General features: G+C 71.2%; 13 protein-coding genes. 9 read left to right on the top strand and 4 right to left on the bottom strand.

Annotated features, from left to right (window positions below; all coding sequences use genetic code 11):
* The first annotated feature begins 104 nt into the window (after window positions 1-104).
* The 7 genes from B0I32_RS41550 to B0I32_RS41515 are packed head-to-tail and all read left to right on the top strand — an operon-like array spanning window position 105 to window position 9,624.
* Window positions 105-938, top strand: a complete 834-nt coding sequence (locus B0I32_RS41550; RefSeq protein ID WP_106249075.1) for a glycosyltransferase family 2 protein — start codon at window positions 105-107, stop codon at window positions 936-938.
* 14 nt (window positions 939-952) lie between these two features.
* A complete protein-coding gene (locus tag B0I32_RS41545; RefSeq protein WP_106249074.1) occupies window positions 953-1,894 on the top strand; it encodes a glycosyltransferase family 2 protein in 942 nt (313 codons plus the stop codon).
* Window positions 1,891-2,694 carry a polysaccharide deacetylase family protein gene (locus B0I32_RS41540; RefSeq protein WP_106249072.1) on the top strand — a complete coding sequence of 268 codons (804 nt, stop codon included), beginning with the start codon at window positions 1,891-1,893 and terminating at the stop codon, window positions 2,692-2,694. The genes B0I32_RS41545 and B0I32_RS41540 overlap by 4 nt, the downstream gene beginning before the upstream one ends.
* The gene (locus tag B0I32_RS41535) at window positions 2,687-4,003 is read left to right on the top strand and encodes a lipopolysaccharide biosynthesis protein (RefSeq protein ID WP_106249071.1); all 1,317 of its coding nucleotides are present in this window, start codon (window positions 2,687-2,689) and stop codon (window positions 4,001-4,003) included. Before B0I32_RS41540 ends, B0I32_RS41535 begins: the two co-directional genes overlap by 8 nt.
* A 32-nt stretch (window positions 4,004-4,035) precedes the next feature.
* Entirely contained in the window at window positions 4,036-7,602 is a 3,567-nt protein-coding gene (locus B0I32_RS56865) for a hypothetical protein (protein WP_146178503.1), read from the top strand.
* A gap of 42 nt (window positions 7,603-7,644) precedes the next feature.
* Window positions 7,645-8,925: a DUF418 domain-containing protein gene (locus tag B0I32_RS41520; protein WP_106249066.1), complete on the top strand. Its 1,281-nt coding sequence runs from the start codon at window positions 7,645-7,647 to the stop codon at window positions 8,923-8,925.
* Window positions 8,926-8,958: 33 nt separating this feature from the next.
* Window positions 8,959-9,624: a GNAT family N-acetyltransferase gene (locus B0I32_RS41515; protein WP_106249065.1), complete on the top strand. Its 666-nt coding sequence runs from the start codon at window positions 8,959-8,961 to the stop codon at window positions 9,622-9,624.
* Between the two features lie 114 nt (window positions 9,625-9,738).
* On the opposite strand, the gene B0I32_RS41510 is transcribed toward B0I32_RS41515, so the two are convergent.
* The 3 genes from B0I32_RS41510 to B0I32_RS41500 all read right to left on the bottom strand — a co-directional run bounded on the left by B0I32_RS41510 (window position 9,739) and on the right by B0I32_RS41500 (window position 13,144).
* The gene (locus tag B0I32_RS41510) at window positions 9,739-11,127 is read right to left on the bottom strand and encodes a GH39 family glycosyl hydrolase (protein ID WP_106249063.1); all 1,389 of its coding nucleotides are present in this window, start codon (window positions 11,125-11,127) and stop codon (window positions 9,739-9,741) included.
* A 198-nt stretch (window positions 11,128-11,325) separates the two neighbouring features.
* A complete protein-coding gene (locus tag B0I32_RS41505; protein WP_106249062.1) occupies window positions 11,326-12,078 on the bottom strand; it encodes an SDR family oxidoreductase in 753 nt (250 codons plus the stop codon).
* Window positions 12,079-12,118: 40 nt separating this feature from the next.
* Window positions 12,119-13,144 (bottom strand): phosphotransferase family protein, encoded by a 1,026-nt coding sequence (locus B0I32_RS41500; protein ID WP_106249196.1) that lies wholly within the window; start codon window positions 13,142-13,144, stop codon window positions 12,119-12,121.
* A 157-nt stretch (window positions 13,145-13,301) separates the two neighbouring features.
* Between B0I32_RS41500 and B0I32_RS41495 the strand changes: the two genes are divergently transcribed.
* Together B0I32_RS41495 and B0I32_RS56860 are read left to right on the top strand one after the other, a co-directional pair.
* Entirely contained in the window at window positions 13,302-14,384 is a 1,083-nt protein-coding gene (locus tag B0I32_RS41495) for a GNAT family N-acetyltransferase (RefSeq protein WP_181308362.1), read from the top strand.
* Window positions 14,381-15,505 carry a DegT/DnrJ/EryC1/StrS family aminotransferase gene (locus tag B0I32_RS56860; RefSeq protein WP_181308360.1) on the top strand — a complete coding sequence of 375 codons (1,125 nt, stop codon included), beginning with the start codon at window positions 14,381-14,383 and terminating at the stop codon, window positions 15,503-15,505. The genes B0I32_RS41495 and B0I32_RS56860 overlap by 4 nt, the downstream gene beginning before the upstream one ends.
* Here the strand turns inward: B0I32_RS56860 and pdxR are convergent.
* Window positions 15,483-16,871 carry a MocR-like pyridoxine biosynthesis transcription factor PdxR gene (pdxR, locus tag B0I32_RS41485; RefSeq protein WP_106249060.1) on the bottom strand — a complete coding sequence of 463 codons (1,389 nt, stop codon included), beginning with the start codon at window positions 16,869-16,871 and terminating at the stop codon, window positions 15,483-15,485. The two genes, B0I32_RS56860 and pdxR, sit on opposite strands and share 23 nt — an antisense overlap.
* Window positions 16,872-16,899: the final 28 nt, after the last annotated feature.

The following is a 16,899-nucleotide window of genomic DNA, read 5'->3' as shown; positions in this document are numbered from 1 at the left end:
CAGGACCCTTCGATGCATCGTTCGCCGGCTTCGCCATTCCCGCAGCACCCGGGGATGACACCGTCCGGTCCGCACCGAAGGGCCCCGGAAGGATTTCCCTCGCCATGAGTCCCGAGATCACCAAGCACAACGGCAAGGTTCACTCCTCGCCCCTCCGCTCGATGCCGCCGCCTTCGAGCTTCACGCCCGTGACGCCGCACCTGGCCATCTCCCCGACGGTCAGCGTCGTCGTCCCGGCGATGAACGAGGCCGAGAACCTGCCGCACGTGTTCGCCACCATCCCGCAGTGGGTGGACGAGATCGTGCTCGTCGACGGCAACTCCGTCGACGACACGGTGGCCGTGGCCAGACGGCTGCGGCCCAACGTGAAAGTCGTGACGCAGACCGGAAAGGGCAAGGGCGACGCCCTGTCCGCCGGCTTCGCCGCGTGCACCAGCGACATCATCGTGATGATCGACGCCGACGGCTCCACCGACGGCCGCGAGATCATCAACTTCGTCGGGGCACTCGTGACCGGCGCCGACTTCGTCAAGGGCTCGCGCTACGCCGCCGGAGGCGGCAGCGACGACCTGACGATCAACCGGCGGCTCGGCAACAAGGTGCTCACCGGCATCGTCAACGTGATGTACCGCACCCAGTACACCGACCTGTGCTACGGCTACAACGCCTTCTGGGCCCGCCACCTTGACACGCTCGACCTCGACTGCGACGGCTTCGAGGTGGAGACGCTGATGAACGTGCGGGCAGCCAAGGCCGGGTTGAAGGTGCACGAGGTGCCGAGTCACGAGCGCAACCGCATCCACGGCGAGAGCAACCTTCACGTCGTACGAGATGGCTTCCGCGTGCTCAAGACCATCCTGAAGGAGTGGCGTCGCCAGCCCGCTCCCCCTCAGCCTGAGCCCGCCGCCACTCCCGCCGCTGACCGAGGCGTCGCATAAAAAAGAGGACCGTTGTGAACACGTCTGTTGTCATCTGCGTCTACACCGACGAGCGGTGGGAGGACATCAGGCAGGCAGTCGAGTCGGTCGAGAACCAGACACGCCCGGCACACGAGCTGATCCTGGTGGTCGACCACAACCCGGACCTGCACCTCAAGCTGAAGCGCGAGTACCCGCAGGCCATCGTGGTGGAGAACACGCACGAGCAGGGGTTGTCAGGAGGCAAGAACACCGGTGTGGCCACGGCCGACGGTGAGATCGTGGCCTTCCTCGACGACGACGCGGTCGCCGACGCCGGGTGGCTGGAGGCTTTGGAGGAGGGCTTCCAGGAACCCGGCGTGGTGGGCGTCGGCGGCCGGACCGACCCCTTGTGGGCGTCGGGCCGGCGGCCGCGCTGGTTCCCGTACGAGTTCGACTGGACGGTCGGCTGCACCTACCGCGGCATGCCCGCGGTCAGGGCGCCGATCCGCAACGTCATGGGCGGCAACGCCGCCTTCCTGCGCGACGCCGTGTCCGAGGTGGGCGGGTTCCACAGCGGCATCGGGCGCAGCGTGCAGGGCCGCAAGTCGCGCCCGCTGGGCTGCGAGGAGACCGAGTTCTGCATCAGGCTGAGCCAGCGCAGGCCGGGCTCGGTGATGCTGTTCGAGCCGCGCGCGGTGATCGGGCACAAGGTGTCCAAGGTGCGCGAGCGGTTCGCCTACTTCAGGTCCAGGTGTTACGCGGAGGGGCTGTCGAAGGCCCTGGTGACGCGCGAGGTGGGCACCCAGGACGGGCTGTCCAGCGAGCGGGCGCACGCGATGAAGACGCTGCCGCTCGGCGCGCTGCGCGGGCTCGGCGAGGCGCTGCGCGGTGACGTCGGCGGTCTCGGCCGGGCCGCCGCGATCGTGATCGGGCTGGCCTGGACGACCTGGGGTTACGTCGTCGGTTCCGTACGGCTGAAGGCGGCACGATCATGATCCGCGTACCGATCCTGATGTACCACTCGGTCACCGACGCGCCCAACGACGAGACCAGGCCGCACGCGGTCCGGCCCTCCGACCTGGCCGAGCAGCTCGCCTACCTGTCCGAGAGCGGCTTCACCCCGCTCACGCTGGGCGACCTGGTGGCCTCACTCAACAAGAACAACGGCCGCTCGGTGCCGGACAAGCCGATCGTGGTGACGTTCGACGACGGCTACGCCGACTTCCACAGCCACGCGCTGCCCCTGCTCGAACGCTACAACTTCCCCGCCACGGTCTTCCTGACCAGCGGCTGGGTGTCCGACGCGGGCCAGGACGCCGCGGGCAGGGCGCTGGACGACATGCTGTCCTGGGGCCAGGCCCGCGAGGCCGCCCAGACCGGCATCGAGATCGGCGGCCACAGCCACAGCCATCCGCAGCTCGACCAGCTCCGCATGGAGGACCTGCGGCAGGAGCTGCGCAAGAACAAGGGCCTGCTGGAGGAGAAGATCGGCGCGCCGGTCGCCACCATGGCCTACCCCTACGGCTATTCGAGCGCCCGCGTCCGCCGCGAGGTGCGCAAGGCCGGCTACTTCGCCGCCTGCGCCGTGAGCAACACGATCGCCGCGGACCGGCACGACATGCTCGCCATCCCCCGGTTGACGGTCGGCAAGGGCACGACCATCAACATGTTCAAGCGCGCCGTCGAAGGCAACGCCGTACCCCTCATCTACCTGCGCGAGCGCATCCTCACCAAGGGGTACGCGGTCGTGCGCAGGACGAGGTACGGGCTGCAGCGGGTGCGCGGAAATGTCTAGCGTCTGGGCGAAGGTCCGCACCGACCTGCGTAACCCGCTGTTCCGCCAGGGCTACGCGCTCATGGCCAACACCGTCGTCACCGGTGTGCTGGGCATGGGCTACTGGCTGCTGGCCGCCCACTTCTACACGCCCGAGGAGTTCGGCCGCGGCCAGGCGGTGATCACGGCGATGCGGCTGTTCGCGTCGCTGACCGCGCTGGGGTTCGTCGGCGCGCTGGCCCGCTTCCTGCCGGTGGCGGGCCGCCGCACGCCCGAGCTCATCCTGCGCGGGTACGGCCTGGCCGCCGCCACGGGCGGGGTCGCGGCGCTCGGTTTCCTGCTGACGCTGCCGCTGTGGGGGCAGACCTACCAGGTGCTCGGCGGGTTCGGGCCCGGCCTGTTCTTCCTGGCCTCCGTCGTGGTGTGGGCCGTGTTCACGCTGCAGGACGTGGTGCTGACCGGGTTGCGCCGGGCCACGTTCGTGCCCATGAACAACCTGATCTTCGGCCTGGTCAAGATGGGGCTGCTGGTCGCCCTGGCGGGCGCGCTGCCCTCGGGCGGCGTCTTCGTCTCGTGGGTGATCCCGACCGCGCTCGCGCTGATCCCGGTCAACTGGCTGATCTTCGGCGTCGTGGTGCCCCGGCACCTCAAGCAGGCCGCCCCCGTCCACGAGCCGCCCCGGCTGCGGGAGGTCGGCCGGTTCCTGGCGGGCGACTTCCCCGGCACGCTGTCGATCCTGGCGATCGTCTACCTGGTGCCCGTGGTGGTCGCCACGCAGGTGGGCGAGGCCACGTTCGGGCGCTTCTCGATGGCGCACACGCTGGCCAGCATGATCGAGCTGCTGGCCATGAACATGGCGGTGTCGCTGACCGTCGAGGGTTCTTTGGATCGCGCCAAACTGGCCGACAACTGCCGGCGGGCGTTGCGGCGGGCGTTCATGATCGTCACTCCGATCATCGCGGTGGCGATCCTCGGGGCGCCGCTGATCCTGCGCATCTTCGGCTCGGAGTTCGCCGAGGAGGGCACGACGCTGCTGCGGCTGATGGCGCTGGCCGTGCTGCCGCGGGTGCTGATCGAGGTCTATCTGAGCGCGCTGCGGGCGCAGAGCAAGGCGCGGACGCTCGCGGCGGTCCAGATCGGGCTGGCGGTGGCCGTGCTGGTGTCCACCCTGGCGCTCTTCCCGTACTTCGGGGTGAACGCGGTGGGGTACGGATTGCTTCTCAGCGAGGTGCTCGTCGCACTTTTGATCTTCGGAAATCTTCGCAGAGTTCTCAAATATGGCGAAAGCGGTAGGCCGACTGTCACCCAGGGGTCGTCCGGGGCCGCATGATGGTCAACGTGAGGCAACGGGACGGCGATGGCATGACAACGGGGGGCACCGGCTCCTCGGACGTGCGCGGGGACGACGTACGTGAGGACGTGCGCGCGGACAAGGAGGAGTCAGACGTGCCCTTCGATCCGGAAGCTACGGGAGTCATCCCGAAGCTGACGTTCGACTCTCCGCCGGCGGGCGAGGGTTCCGGCGCGGCTGACGACTCCCCCAAGAGCACCGCCGACTCTTCACGGGACGCTGACTCCCCCACGAACCCCGCCGTCTCTTCCGGCAGTTCCGGCAGTTCCGGCGACGACGGTTCCGCGGCGAGCGCCGACCAGACCACGGCGATCCGGCTGCCGTCGCTGCACATCGGTCATCCGCCTACGGGGCGGGCCGGCGACGACGCGGCGGTCCCCACCCGGCCCGGGCCGCGCTCCCAGCCGCCCAGCGGGCCGCAGACGGCCGGAGGGAAGCCAGGGGCCAGTGGGGCACAGGCGACCACTGCGACGAAGCCAGGCGCGCCTTCACAGCCGCCCAGCACCCCTCGGCCGACCGGCCCCGAGCCGTCCGCCCCTCAGTCGGCCGGCCCCAAACCGTCCAGCCCTCAGTCGACCGGTCCTCAGCCGGCCGGTGACGCCGAGCGGACCGGCGGTTCCCGTCCCGCCACCGGCCCGAAACCCGAAGCCCCGCGCCCGCCCGGTGACACCGGCGCCAAGCCCGGAACGCCCGCGAAGCCCGGGACCCCCGCCAAGCCCGGGACGCCCGCCAAGCCCGGGACGCCCGCCAAGGGCTCGACCGGCACGCCTTCGACGACCGCCGCATCCGCGGCGACGGGCTCCCCCGCCGGCGCGCCCCCGAAGAGCGCGACTCCGGCGCAGGCACGACCGGGCACGGCCAGCCCGGTAGCCGGAACCCAGCCGATGAAGGTCCAGCCCACCGGCACCCCGACCACCGGCACCCCGACCACCGGCACCCCGGCCAAGGGCGGCCCGGCCAAGGGCGGCCCGGCTCCCGGTGCGCCGTCCACCGACGCCCCCGGCACTCGAGTCGCCGGCAGCCCGGCCCCAGGCACGACGTCCACCGGCGGCCCGGCCGGGGACGCGCCGGCCACCGGCGGTCCGGCCAAGGCGGGGTCTGCCGGAGCGCCGCCCGTTCAGGCTGGGCCTGGTGCGGGACGAGCCGTCGCGGGAGCGCATCCGTCCGGAGGACCCGCGACCGGGGCGGCCCCGGGTGGCGCGGCGACCGGCCCCGCACCGGGAGGCGCGACCGGAGCCGCGCCCGGCGGTACGGGGGGCGGGACGGCGCACAGTCTCAAGGATCTGGTGCGGCCGGCCACCGCGCCGCCGCCCGGCGCAGGCGCGCCGGCGCAGAGTCCGCAGGGGCCGCCGGCGCAGGCCGGACCGGCGCCGGGGCAGCCGCCGGGGCAGCCTCAGGGCAAGCCGCAGCAGGCCGCGAAGCCGAGGACGCTGCGGGCCAGGGCCGGGGCGCTCGTCGCGAGCGCGCCCAAGTGGCTGCCCGTGCTGCTGACCCTTGAGGGCCTGGTCATGTACGTGCTCGCGCTCAAGGTGCCCCCGGGCCCCCTGCGCGGCGTCGACCCGGCCGACATCGACGGCCTGGGGCTGATCTCGGCGCTGCCGACCTCGGCGTTCATCGCCATCCTGATCATGCTCGTGTCGTTCTTCGTCACGGTCTCCCAGAGCACGGACCGCAAGTTCCTGCTGCTGTTCCAGATCGCCGCCATCACGTTCGCGCTGCACGGCGCGGGCGCCCTGGTGGCGGAGGAGCCGCGCTTCCCGACGGCCTACATCCACGCCGGTTTCGTGGAGTTCATCGGCAGGACCGGCGAGACGGCGATCAACATCGACGCCCGCATGGGCTGGCCGGGCTTCTTCGCGTTGTTCGCGTTCGTGACGAAGGCCGCCGGCATCAGCGACATGACGACGATCCTGCAGTGGACGCCGCTCCTGTCGAACCTGCTCTACCTGCTCCCGTTCGTGCTGATCCTGCGCCAGGTGGTGGCCACCACGCGGGCCAGGTGGTTCGCGGCGCTGCTGTTCGTGCTGGTGCAGTGGATCGGCCAGGACTACTTCTCGCCGCAGGGCTTCACCTTCGCCCTCTATCTGGCGTTCGTGGCGATCCTGTTGCGCTGGTTCGGGCGGGTGGAGCCGCGGACCAAGCCGATCCCGCCGAAGGGCCTGCGCAAGTGGATCGGCAAGCTGGACGCGATGACGCCGGGCGAGCTGGCCAACACCGGCACGTTCAGGGCCGACAAGCTGCTCATGCTGATGATGCTGGTGGCGCTGTTCGTGGCGTCGGTGGCCTCGCACCAGATCACGCCGTTCATGATGCTCGGCGTGCTGACGGCGTTCCTGATCTTCAGGCGGACCACGCTGACCTGGGCGCTGCCGTTCTTCCTCGGACTGATGGTGCTGGCCTGGATCAGCTACATGACGGTGGGCTTCTGGGCCAGCCAGATCGACACGATCTTCGGCGGCCTGGGCAACATCCTGGCCAACCTGCGCAGCAACACCGGCGACCGGATCGAGGGCACCGACCCCGCGCACGCGATGGTGCTGCAGGCGCGGCTGGGCATCCTCGCGGTGATCCTCGGCTGCGCGGCGGCCGGGCTGTTCCGGCGGCTGCGGCGCGGGGTGTTCGACCGCTCGGCGCTGATCCTGCTGTGCGTGCCGGTGCTGGCGCTCGGCCTGCAGAGCTACGGCGGCGAGATCGGGCTGCGGATCTACATGTTCGCGCTGCCCGGCGCGTGCCTGCTGGCCGCGTACGCGTTCTTCCCGAACCTGCCGGCCGACAGCGCGGACGTGCGCGAGGAGACGGTGCCGCTGCGCAAGCGGAACGTGCGCTTCAACCCCGAGCTGACCAAGAAGATCTCGCTGGTGCTGGCCGCGTGCTTCGCGATCATGTTCGCGATGGCGTTCTTCCTGGCCCGGTACGGCAACGAGAAGTTCGAGCGGGTCACCACCGGCGAGGTGGCCGCCCTGCACTACGTCTACGACCACGACAGCCCCAGTGCCAAGGTGCTCTACCTGGTGCCGAAGGAGGGCCCCGAGGTCACGCCGACGCTGCCGTGGGGTGAGCGGGACGTGGAGCGGGTCAACTTCGCCGAGCAGGCGCTGGTGTTCAAGGACCCCACGCGGGTCGACAAGGCCATCGAGAAGCTCAAGACGCAGCCGCGCAACTCGTACCTGATGGTGAGCCGCGGCCAGGTGAGCTATCTGCAGCTCAACGAGGGCTTCCCCGCCGACTGGGGCGAGCGGTTCCGGGCGGCGCTGGACAAGTCGCCCGACCTGAAGAAGGTGCTCTCGAACGACGACGCGGCGCTCTACACCTGGAAGAAGTTCGTCAGGGGCACCGAGATCCCCGAGCCGAACCCCTACAAGGGACGCGGCGACCCGACGACGCCGTGGACGCCGGTGGGCATCGGCGCGCTGGCCGTGACCTGGGTCACCCTGTTCGGCTACGAGATCATCCGGCTGAACGGCCCGACCCGGGCGCCGAGGGCGCGCAAACGCCTGCTCTTCCTGGCGGTGCCGGCGTTCGCGATCGCCCTGGCGGTGATCGTCGAGCGGTTCATCTACATCGCGCAAAATAACTGAATTCACAGGAAACACTCAGGTTCTGCGGGATGATGTCCTCCGATGAGGACACAGGGGACATCTCCCGCCAGGCCGGACGCACCCCTCGCGGCAGCGAGGATCGCCTCCGTCGATGCCCTACGGGGTTTCGCGCTGTTCGGCATCCTCGTCGTGAACATCGCCTTCCTGGCCTCCGGCTACCGGATGGCCGGGATGGCGGAGCCCGCGTTCGGCTCGTCCCTCGACTGGGGCGTGCGGTGGGTCGTGACGCTGTTCTTCGAGAACAAGTTCTATCTGCTGTTCTCCTTCCTGTTCGGCTACAGCTTCACGTTGCAGGTCGGCTCGGCCGCGCGCCGGGGCCTGCCGTTCGCGCCGATGTTCCTGCGCCGGCTGGCGGGGCTCGGGCTGCTCGGGCTGGCCCACGCCGTGCTGCTGTTCCCCGGGGACATCCTGACCACGTACGCGGCCGTGGGCCTGGCCCTGCTCCTCTTCCGCGCGGTCAGGCCGAGGACGGCGGTGCTGCTCGCGGTCGCGCTGACGGTGCTGCTGGCGCTCGGCTTCGCGCTGCTGGCAGTGCTGGCCACGAGCGGGATGGACCTGTCGGGCCGGGTCGCGGACGGGTCCGCGCAGGCCGCCGCGTCCGACTCGGCCCTCGGCGGGGCCTTCTGGGACATCGTCTCCGAGCACCTCAGGAAGCTGTCGCTGATCATCGTGGCCCGCGTGCTCTTCCAGGGGCCGGCGGTGCTGGCCGCGTGCCTGATCGGGCTGGCGGTGGGCAAGCTGGGCGCGCTGCGCGACGTGCGGGCCTACACGGAGACGCTGCGCCGGCTGCAGTGGGCGGGGTTCACGGTCGGGCTGGCCGGCGCGCTGTACTACACGTCGTCGGCCTGGAACGGCGCTGAGCACCGGTTCTGGGGCGAGGCGGTGGATCTGGTCACGGCTCCGCTGCTGGCGGCGGCGTACGCGGCGACGTTCCTGCGGCTGCTGCCGTACCTGCCGCGGGCCGGGCGGGCGCTGGCGGCACCGGGCCGGATGGCACTGTCCAACTATCTGGCGCAGTCGCTGATCTGCTCGCTCATCTTCACCGGGTACGGGCTGGCGCTGATCGAGCGGGTCAGCCCGCCGGCGGAGGTGCTGATCGCGCTCGGGATCTTCGCCCTCCAGGTCGGCTACAGCCGGTGGTGGCTGAGGAGGCACCGGTACGGGCCGGTGGAGTGGTGGTTGCGCTACCTGACGTACTGGCGCAGCCCCACCGATGGGACGGGCGGCCGTACGGACGGCGCAGGCCCCGGAAGAAGCCGCACGAGAGGTGGTCGGCACGCGGCCCCGGCGAAAATGGCATGACCGCGGCGGCGTGAGCAGGAACAATGGAGCGGCATGCGCCATCTACCCCTTTTCGGCCTGCGCCTGACCACACCCCGCCTGGAGCTGCGGCTGCCCACCCTCGACGACCTCGACGAGCTGGCCGATCGCGCCCTGGAGGGCATCCACGACCCTGAGCGGATGCCGTTCTTCGTCCCGTGGACGCAGGCGCCCCGCGACGAGCTGCCGGGAAGCCTGATCCGCTACCACCTCGGCGTCATGTCCCGGTGGCAGCCGGACGACTGGTACTGCAACTTCGTCGTCGTGCACGACGGGCGGGTGATCGGGGTCCAGGACCTCCAGGCGCGCACGTTCGCGGTCACCCGTCACGTGAGCACGGGCTCCTGGCTGGGCCAGGCCTACCAGGGCAAGGGGCTCGGCACGGAGATGCGCGCCGCCGTCCTGCACCTGGCCTTCGCGGGCCTGGGCGCGCTGACGGCGGGCAGCGGCGCGTTCGTCGACAACCCGGCCTCGCTGGGCGTCTCACGCAGGCTGGGCTACCGGCCGGACGGGGTGTCGGTGCACGAGGTCCGCGGGCGGCGGGCCGTCGAGCAGCGGCTCCGGCTCGAACGGGACGACTTCACCAGCCCGGTGCCGGTGGACGTGCACGGCCTGGAGCCCTGCCTGCCGCACTTCGGCCTGAGCCGAGCGGACGCCGCCGACGGGGCCGCACTGAGCTGACCGGGCTGAGCGGGCCGGTCTGAGGGGCCGGGCTGAGCGGGCCGGGCTGAGCGGGCCGGGCTGAGCGGGCCGGGCGGGCCTCGCCGGGCCCGCCTCCGTCCGGGACGCGCCGGGTCAGGCGCCGCCGCGTCCCGACCACTTGATCTCGTACGGCGCCAGCGTGACCTGACGCCCGTCCACGGTCGCCGTGACGTCCTCACCCGAGGTGTTCACCATCACGGTCTGCCGCTCCTGCGCGATGGCCTTCACCTTCGGGCTGGACGACTCCACCTCCTGCACCCGCACCCCGGAGGGGAACCACTTGGTGAAGCCGCTGAGCAGCCCGGCCATCGGCAGCTCACCGCCCACCTTGGGCCCCCAGAGGCAGCCGGCGCACTCGCCCTGCCCCTTGAGCTGGGGGTTCCAGTACAGGGCCGTGGTGACCCCGCTCTTGGCGAACTCCATCAGCGCGCTCGCCTGCACGGCCGTGCGCTTCTCCTCGCTCCACTGGGAGTTCTCCGGCTCGACGTACCATTCGGCCCACCACACCGGCAGGTCGTCGCTCTTCTCGCGCAGCCAGGTGGTGATGGCGCCGAACTTGGCCTGGGCGGCGAAGTCGTCGGGCACGTTGCCCTTGTCGTTCGTCATCGACGCCCCGTCGACGACGATGAAGTCGGCGCCCTTCTTGTGCTCGATCCAGTACTTGATGGCTTCGAGCGCCCGCTGGTCGACCGTGCCCCAGGGCCCGCGCAGCTCCGACTGCCCGCCGCGGGCGTTGCTCTCGATCGGGATGTAGGGGCCGCCGACCTTGATGTCCTTGTCGACCTTCTTCAGCGCCGTGTAGACCTTGTTGTACATCTCGGTGTAGCCCTGAGCGTCCCACCGGTTGGTGGTCGTGTCCCAGAAGCCCTTGAACTCGTTCCACACCAGGTAGTGCTTGACCGTCGGATACTGCTTGGCCACCCGCGTGGCGAGCTTGGCGAAGTCGTCGAAGTGCTCCCGTTTGGGGGCGACCGTGTGGTTCTTGTTCCAGTCCGTACGCCCGGCCTGCCCGCCCTTCATCCAGTCGGGCGCGCAGCAGAGCGTGATGATCGGCACGCCCCTGGAGGACGACATGAACGTCAGCCGCCGGTCGAGGTCACGGAAGTTGAACTGCCCGGGGCTCGGCTCGGGGTTGCCGACGCCCCAGCCCATGATGTGCTGGTTCTGCAGCATCGGGACCCGGCCCAGCACGCCTCTGGCCTCCTCCGCGACCTGCTGCGGCTCGTTGTCGGCGCTGTACTGCGTGTGGGTGATGCCCCAGCGCGGCCAGTTGGTCAGCGCGGGCGGCTGCTCCAGCTGGGGAGCAGGCTCGGTGGGCATGTTGGTGGCCACCTCGCTGCCTCTGAACTCGCCGCGGGCCTTGGTGCGCAGGGCCGCGTAGACCATGATGCCCGCCACCAGGACGACCGCGAGAATGCCGGCTCCAAGGGCGATCGGCCACGGCGATCGTCGGCGCGCGTGCCGGCCGTCGGTCGGTATCACTGAACGCTCCTCATCCTCGCGAGACGTTAGGGAGGATCACGAACCTACAAGATTCGCAAAGGTAGAAGGGGCCGGGCAGCAGCCCAGCCCCTATTACGGTAATCGTCCCGCTTGCAAGCCACTTGCCGTCAATCCGCGCGCGGCCGTCACTGCCCGCTCGGCGTCAATCCGCACACGGCGGTCGCGGCCCGCTCGCCGTCAATCCGTGCGTGGCGGTCGCTGCCCGCCCGCCGGCCCCGGCACGCCGGCGTAGCGGTACGGCACCGGCTGGCGGCCCGGCTGAACGACGAGGAGCGTCCCCGGAGTCTCGGCGTAGAAGGCGGTCTCGACGGCCGCGGCCACGTCCTCGGCGGTGAGCAGGGGGAAGCCGGCGTTGACGAACATCTCCCGCGATCCGGCCACCAGCGGCGTGTCGGTGAAGCCGGGGCACACCGCGCCGATGCGGATCTTCTTGCCGGCCAGCGGCTCGGCCAGCGCCCTGACCAGGCCCACGACGGCGTGCTTGGTCATGGTGTAGATCGGGTCGCCGGAGAAGCCGACGAGCCCGGCCAGCGACGCGGTGACCACGATCGCGCCGCCGCCGGAGCGGGTGAGCAGCGGGACGCCGGCCCGCACGCCGAAGACCACGCCGTCGACGTTGACGCCGACGACCTGGCGGTAGCGTTCGAGGTCGAAGTCGGCCAGGTCGACCCCGCCGCTGACGCCGGCGTTGAGATGCATCAGGTCGAGCCGCCCGTAGCGCCGCTCGGCCAGGGCGACGGCCTCCAACGAGGCCTCCTCGGTGCTGACGTCGGCCGCCAGCCAGGCGCCGTCCACCTCTTTGGCCAGCCGCTCGACGCCCTCGCCGTCGCGGTCGACGAGGACGCACCTGACGCCTCCGCCCGACAGACGCCGGGCCACGGCGGCCCCGATGCCGCTCGCCGCTCCGGTGATCAGTGCAACTGTGCTCATGGGCGCTCCTTGCGGGGGTCGGAACCCGTGGTCGAGGCGTTCAGTGCTGGTCGAGCATGCGGTGCGCGCGGGAGATCAGGGTGGGCACGGCGGATCCGATGCGGTCGAATCCCTCTCCCACGGTCTTACCCTGCTTGAAGCGGGCGTGGATACCCTCCACGATGACGGCCAGCTTGAAGTTGCCGAAGGCCACGTAGAAGCCGAGGTCGGAGATCTCGCGCCCGGAGACCTTCGTGTAGTGGCCGGCGAACTCGGCGGCGCTCAGGAAGCCCGGCGCCACGGTCACGTCTCCGGCCACCGGGATGCGGGCCCGTTCGTCGTCGCCGCGGTCGTGCCAGTAGGTCAGGGTGAGCCCCAGGTCGGCCAGCGGGTCGCCGAGCGTGGACATCTCCCAGTCGACCACGGCCGTGATCTCCAGGTCGCCGAGCCGCAGCAGCGTGTTGTCCAGCCGGTAGTCACCGTGCACCAGCGTGCCGGCGGCCTCGGCGGGCAGCCGCGCGCGCAGGCGCTCCACCAGCCGGTGGTACTCGGGCGGATCGGCCGTCTTCGACCGCTCCCACTGCTGGCACCAGCGGTCGAGCTGGCGCGCCAGGTAGCCTTCCGGCCGTCCGAAATCACCGAGGCCCACCTCGCGGTAGTCGACGGCGTGGATGGCGGCCAGCACCTCGGCCAGCCGCTCGGACAGCCGGCGGGTCTGCTCGGGCGTGGGGTCGCCGAGCTGCTCGCTCTCGCGTACGGCGACGCCCTCCACGTACCCCATGAGATAGAACGGGGCCCCGATCACGTCCTCGTCGGCGCAGAACGCGACCGGCTCGGGAACGGGCACCGGCGTCGGCGCGAGCGCCGAGATGACCCGCCACTCGCGTCGCATGTCGTGGGCGGTGGGCAGCACGTGACCGAGGGGCGGCCGGCGCAGCACGAGACGGCGCTCCCGGGCCTCGACCACGTAGGTCAGGTTGGACCTGCCGCCCGAGATCAGCGCGACGGACTGCGGTTCGCCGGCGTCGGGCACATTACGGCCCATCCACTCGACCAATCGGGGGTGGTCGATGCCAGGTACGGTCATGAACACACATTAGAACGTCACTCGGTCCTGAACACCACCTGGGAGTTGTGTAACGTTCCGGACCTGCGGCTATGCCATGGCGCGAGATCCTTTAATCTGGCAGGAGAACACCCCTGGCCCATGCCGGACAGAGAGTGCATGCCGACAGTAGGAGCCCATGCGCATCACCCTTGCCCTGCCTCGCGAACTGGGCCCGACGGAAGTGACCCGATGGCGCGCCCTTCAGGAAGCGCACGCCGCCTTCGACAATCCCTTCCTCTCCCCCGAGTTCACGCTCACGGTGGGCGAACTTCGCGATGACGTGAGAGTCGCCGTCATTCACGACGGCCAGGAGATCGTGGGATTCTTCCCGTTCGAGCGACATCCCCTCGGCATCGGCAAGCCGGTCGCCTCCGGGCTCACCGACGCGCAGGGGCTGGTGCACGCGAAGGACGTGCACATCGACCCGGTCCGGCTGATCAAGGGCTGCGGGCTGTCGGTCTACGAGTTCGACCACCTGGTGGCCGGTCAGCCGCTGATGGGCGAGCACCACGAACGGCATCCCTCGCCGATCATCGACCTGCGCGACGGCTGGGAACGTTACACGGAGTTCCTGCGTGCGCACTCCGGCAAGACCTACAAGTCCACCCTGGCCAAGTCGCGCAAGCTCCAGCGCGAGGCCGGGCCGATCCGCCACGACTACGCGACCACCGACCTGGCGCCCCTGCGCACCCTGCTGGGCTGGAAGACCGACCAGTATCGGCGCACCGGCCGCACCGACAGGTTCGCCCACCAGTGGATCGTGGAGCTGGTCGAGCGGCTGCTGGCCACGCAGACCGAGAGCTTCGCCGGGGTGCTGGACATGATCTACGTGGACGAGCGGCCGGTGGCCGGCCACTTCGGCGTCCGCACGCGCACCACGCTGGCGGGCTGGTTCCCCGCCTACGACCCCCGATACTCCAAATACTCCCCCGGCCTCATCCACCACCTGGCCATGGCCGAGCGGGCCGCCGAGTCCGGCATCGAGGTCATCGACATGGGCCGGGGCCAGAAGGAGTACAAGGACAAGCTCAAGAACGGCGAGCTGGAGGTGGCCGAAGGGCGTGTGGCCAGGGTCGGCGCGGCGGCCGGGCTGCACTGGCTGATGCGGGTGCCGGCGCGCAAGACCCGCGCTACGGTCATGGCCAATCCGCTGCTGCTCAAAACTGCGGACAAGGCATTGAAAACGTACGGAAGACTGCGTACTGTCCTACAAGGGTGAAACGCATCGCAGAGCGCACAGGCCGTCACTGTCTGTCGCTTCCGTCCAACCGGCTCGGCCTCTACCTGGCACTACGCCACTGGTGCCGGCCCGGTCAGCGGCTGCTGATGTCCCCCATCTCCGCGGACGAGATCCTCTTCCTGGTGCTCGCGGCCGGGCTGCGCCCGGTGATCGCGCCGCTGTCGCCCCGCGACGGCAACATCGACGTCGCCCGGGTGGATCTCGGCGCGGTCGACGCCGTGCTGACGACCAACCTGTACGGCCTGCCCGACGACGCCCCCGCCTTCGCCGGGAAGATCCTGATCGAGGACGTCGCGCACGCGATGGAGACCGACCTCGGCGGACGGCCCCTCGGCACCTTCGGCCAGGCCGGGGTGTTCAGCCTGTCCAAGCACCCCGGCGCCGGCTCGGGCGGCGTGCTGGCCGTCGAGAGCAAGGCCGATCTCGACGCGCTGACCCGCGCCCGTGACGAGCTGCTGACCCGCGGCTCCCTGCGCGCCGACCTGCTCAGCGTGGCCACCTCCATGGCCCGCCAGGGGGCGCTCAAGCTCGACCTGGTGCGTCCCGCGCTCAAGCTCATGCGCCGCCTCGGCCTGCAGGAGCCGCGTGAGGGCTTCCGCATCGCCCTGGCCGCGCCCGAGCTCGAACTGGCGCTCAAGCAGATCCCCTCGCTGCCGCCCTTCGACCCCTGGGTCCACGCCGACCTGCACCGCTACCGGGCCCGCCGGGGCCGGGTGGCCCGCTGGTACCAGGGGCGGCGGGCGGCCAAGGTGCCCCGCGACCGGGCGCGCCGGCTGGCGGGCGTGCAGCGCCTGGCCGAGCTGCCCACCGTCGCCCCGGCCGTGCTCGACGACCTGAGCCGGCCGCTGTTCCGGGTGCCGCTCCTCGTACGCGACAGGGACGCGGCCATCGCCGAGCTGGAGCGGCACGGGGTCTCGACGGGCTACCTGTACGACCCGCCGTACGACGACTACGCCCCCGCCTTCACCGACCCCTCCCCCGATCCCGCTCCCGCGCGCTGGTGGGCCAGGCACGTGCTGCCCGTGGACCCGATGTACACCGCCCGCTCGCTGCCCGTCCTGCGCCGGCTGGAGCCGCCTACGGCCGGCCCGCACGGATGAGGGCGGCCAGGATCCTGCAGCCCCGCCTGACGTCGGGGAGCGAGGCGGAGCCGTACCCGATGACCAGGCCGTGCAGGCGCGTGCCGGCGTGGTGGTGGCGCTCGGCGGAGTCGAGCAGCACGCCGAGCTCCGCGGCCCGCGCGACGACGGCGGGCACCACGGAGGCGGGCAGCTCGGCCAGGACGTGCAGCCCGGCCGTGTCGCCGCGCAGCCGGCAGACCGGGCCGAGGAGCTCGACGACGGCGGCGCGGCGGCGCGCGTACTCCAGCCGCATCCTGCGCAGGTGCCGGTCGATGTCGCCGCGCTCCAGCAGGGTCGCCACCGCCTGCTGGACGGGCCCGCTGGTGCGGTCACCCGTCGCGCGGCGCAGCTCCGCGAGCCGGCCGACCAGCCCGGCCTCCCCGACCAGCCAGCCCACGCCCACGTCGGGCGAGAGGATCTTGGACAGCGAGCCGAGCAGCACCACCCGCTCGGGGTCGAGGCCGTAGAGGGCGGGCAGCGGGGCGACGTCGTAGCGGAACTCGGCGTCGTAGTCGTCCTCCACGATGGTCGCGCCCGTGCTCCTGGCCCAGGCCAGCAGGCGCTCCCTGCGCGGGATCGGCAGGCGGCCGCCCAGCGGGTACTGGTGGGCGGGCGTGGTGTAGAGCACCCGCAGGTCCGAGGGCAGCGTGTCCACGATCACGCCGTCGGCGTCGACCGGGCAGGGCACCACCTCGGCGCCCCTGATCGCGAACACCGTGCGCGCCACGTGGTAGCCGGGGTCCTCCACGCCGGCCTTCGCACCGGGATGGAGCAGGGCCAGCGCGCACAGGTCGAGACCGTTGCCGGTGCCCCGGGTGACCAGGATGTTCTCGGGGCCGACGGCCATGCCTCTGGCGCGTCTGAGGTGGTCGGCGAGCAGTTCGCGCAGGCGGGGCAGGCCGTACGGGTCGGGGTCCGCGCCGGGCGGCAGGTCGGCGGCCCGGCGCCAGGCCCGCTTCCAGGCCGCCCGGTCGTAGTCGCGCACCCAGGGCCGGCCGGCCGTGAGATCGATCACGTCGGCCGGCGCCGGCGGCGGGACGGGCGCGGGCACGGCGCGCTCCGGCGGGACGGGCGGCCGCGCCGCATGCTCGATGTCGGCCACGAACGTGCCCGAGCCGTGCCGCCCGTCCAGCCAGCCCTCGGCGTAGAGCTGCTGGTACGCCTCCGTCACCACGGTCCTGCTGACCGCGAGCTGGGTGGCCAGGCCACGGGTGGACGGCAGCCGCTCGCCCGCGGCCAGCGTGCCGTCCAGCATGGCGCGGCGCAGCCAGCCGGCCAGCTGGGCGGTGAGCGGTTCGTCCGCGTCGCGCGACAGCGATACGGGCAGGTCAACGTGGTTGCGCATGGAAGTGGTCTCTGCGAAGGGCTGGATA

The sequence above is a fragment of the Nonomuraea fuscirosea genome (assembly GCF_003001935.1).
Lineage (GTDB): Bacteria > Actinomycetota > Actinomycetes > Streptosporangiales > Streptosporangiaceae > Nonomuraea > Nonomuraea fuscirosea.
Note: the sequence above shows the minus strand (reverse complement) of the source record. Positions and strands in the feature narration are given on the sequence as shown.

Coding starts and splice junctions, on each gene's coding strand:
- pdxR (WP_106249060.1), bottom strand. CDS start 16,871: ATGCGCAACCACGTTGACCTGCCCGTATCGCTGTCGCGCGACGCGGAC.
- B0I32_RS56865 (WP_146178503.1), top strand. CDS start 4,036: ATGACAACGGGGGGCACCGGCTCCTCGGACGTGCGCGGGGACGACGTA.
- B0I32_RS41515 (WP_106249065.1), top strand. CDS start 8,959: ATGCGCCATCTACCCCTTTTCGGCCTGCGCCTGACCACACCCCGCCTG.
- B0I32_RS41550 (WP_106249075.1), top strand. CDS start 105: ATGAGTCCCGAGATCACCAAGCACAACGGCAAGGTTCACTCCTCGCCC.
- B0I32_RS41505 (WP_106249062.1), bottom strand. CDS start 12,078: ATGAGCACAGTTGCACTGATCACCGGAGCGGCGAGCGGCATCGGGGCC.
- B0I32_RS41535 (WP_106249071.1), top strand. CDS start 2,687: ATGTCTAGCGTCTGGGCGAAGGTCCGCACCGACCTGCGTAACCCGCTG.
- B0I32_RS41540 (WP_106249072.1), top strand. CDS start 1,891: ATGATCCGCGTACCGATCCTGATGTACCACTCGGTCACCGACGCGCCC.
- B0I32_RS41500 (WP_106249196.1), bottom strand. CDS start 13,144: ATGACCGTACCTGGCATCGACCACCCCCGATTGGTCGAGTGGATGGGC.
- B0I32_RS41520 (WP_106249066.1), top strand. CDS start 7,645: ATGAGGACACAGGGGACATCTCCCGCCAGGCCGGACGCACCCCTCGCG.
- B0I32_RS41495 (WP_181308362.1), top strand. CDS start 13,302: ATGCGCATCACCCTTGCCCTGCCTCGCGAACTGGGCCCGACGGAAGTG.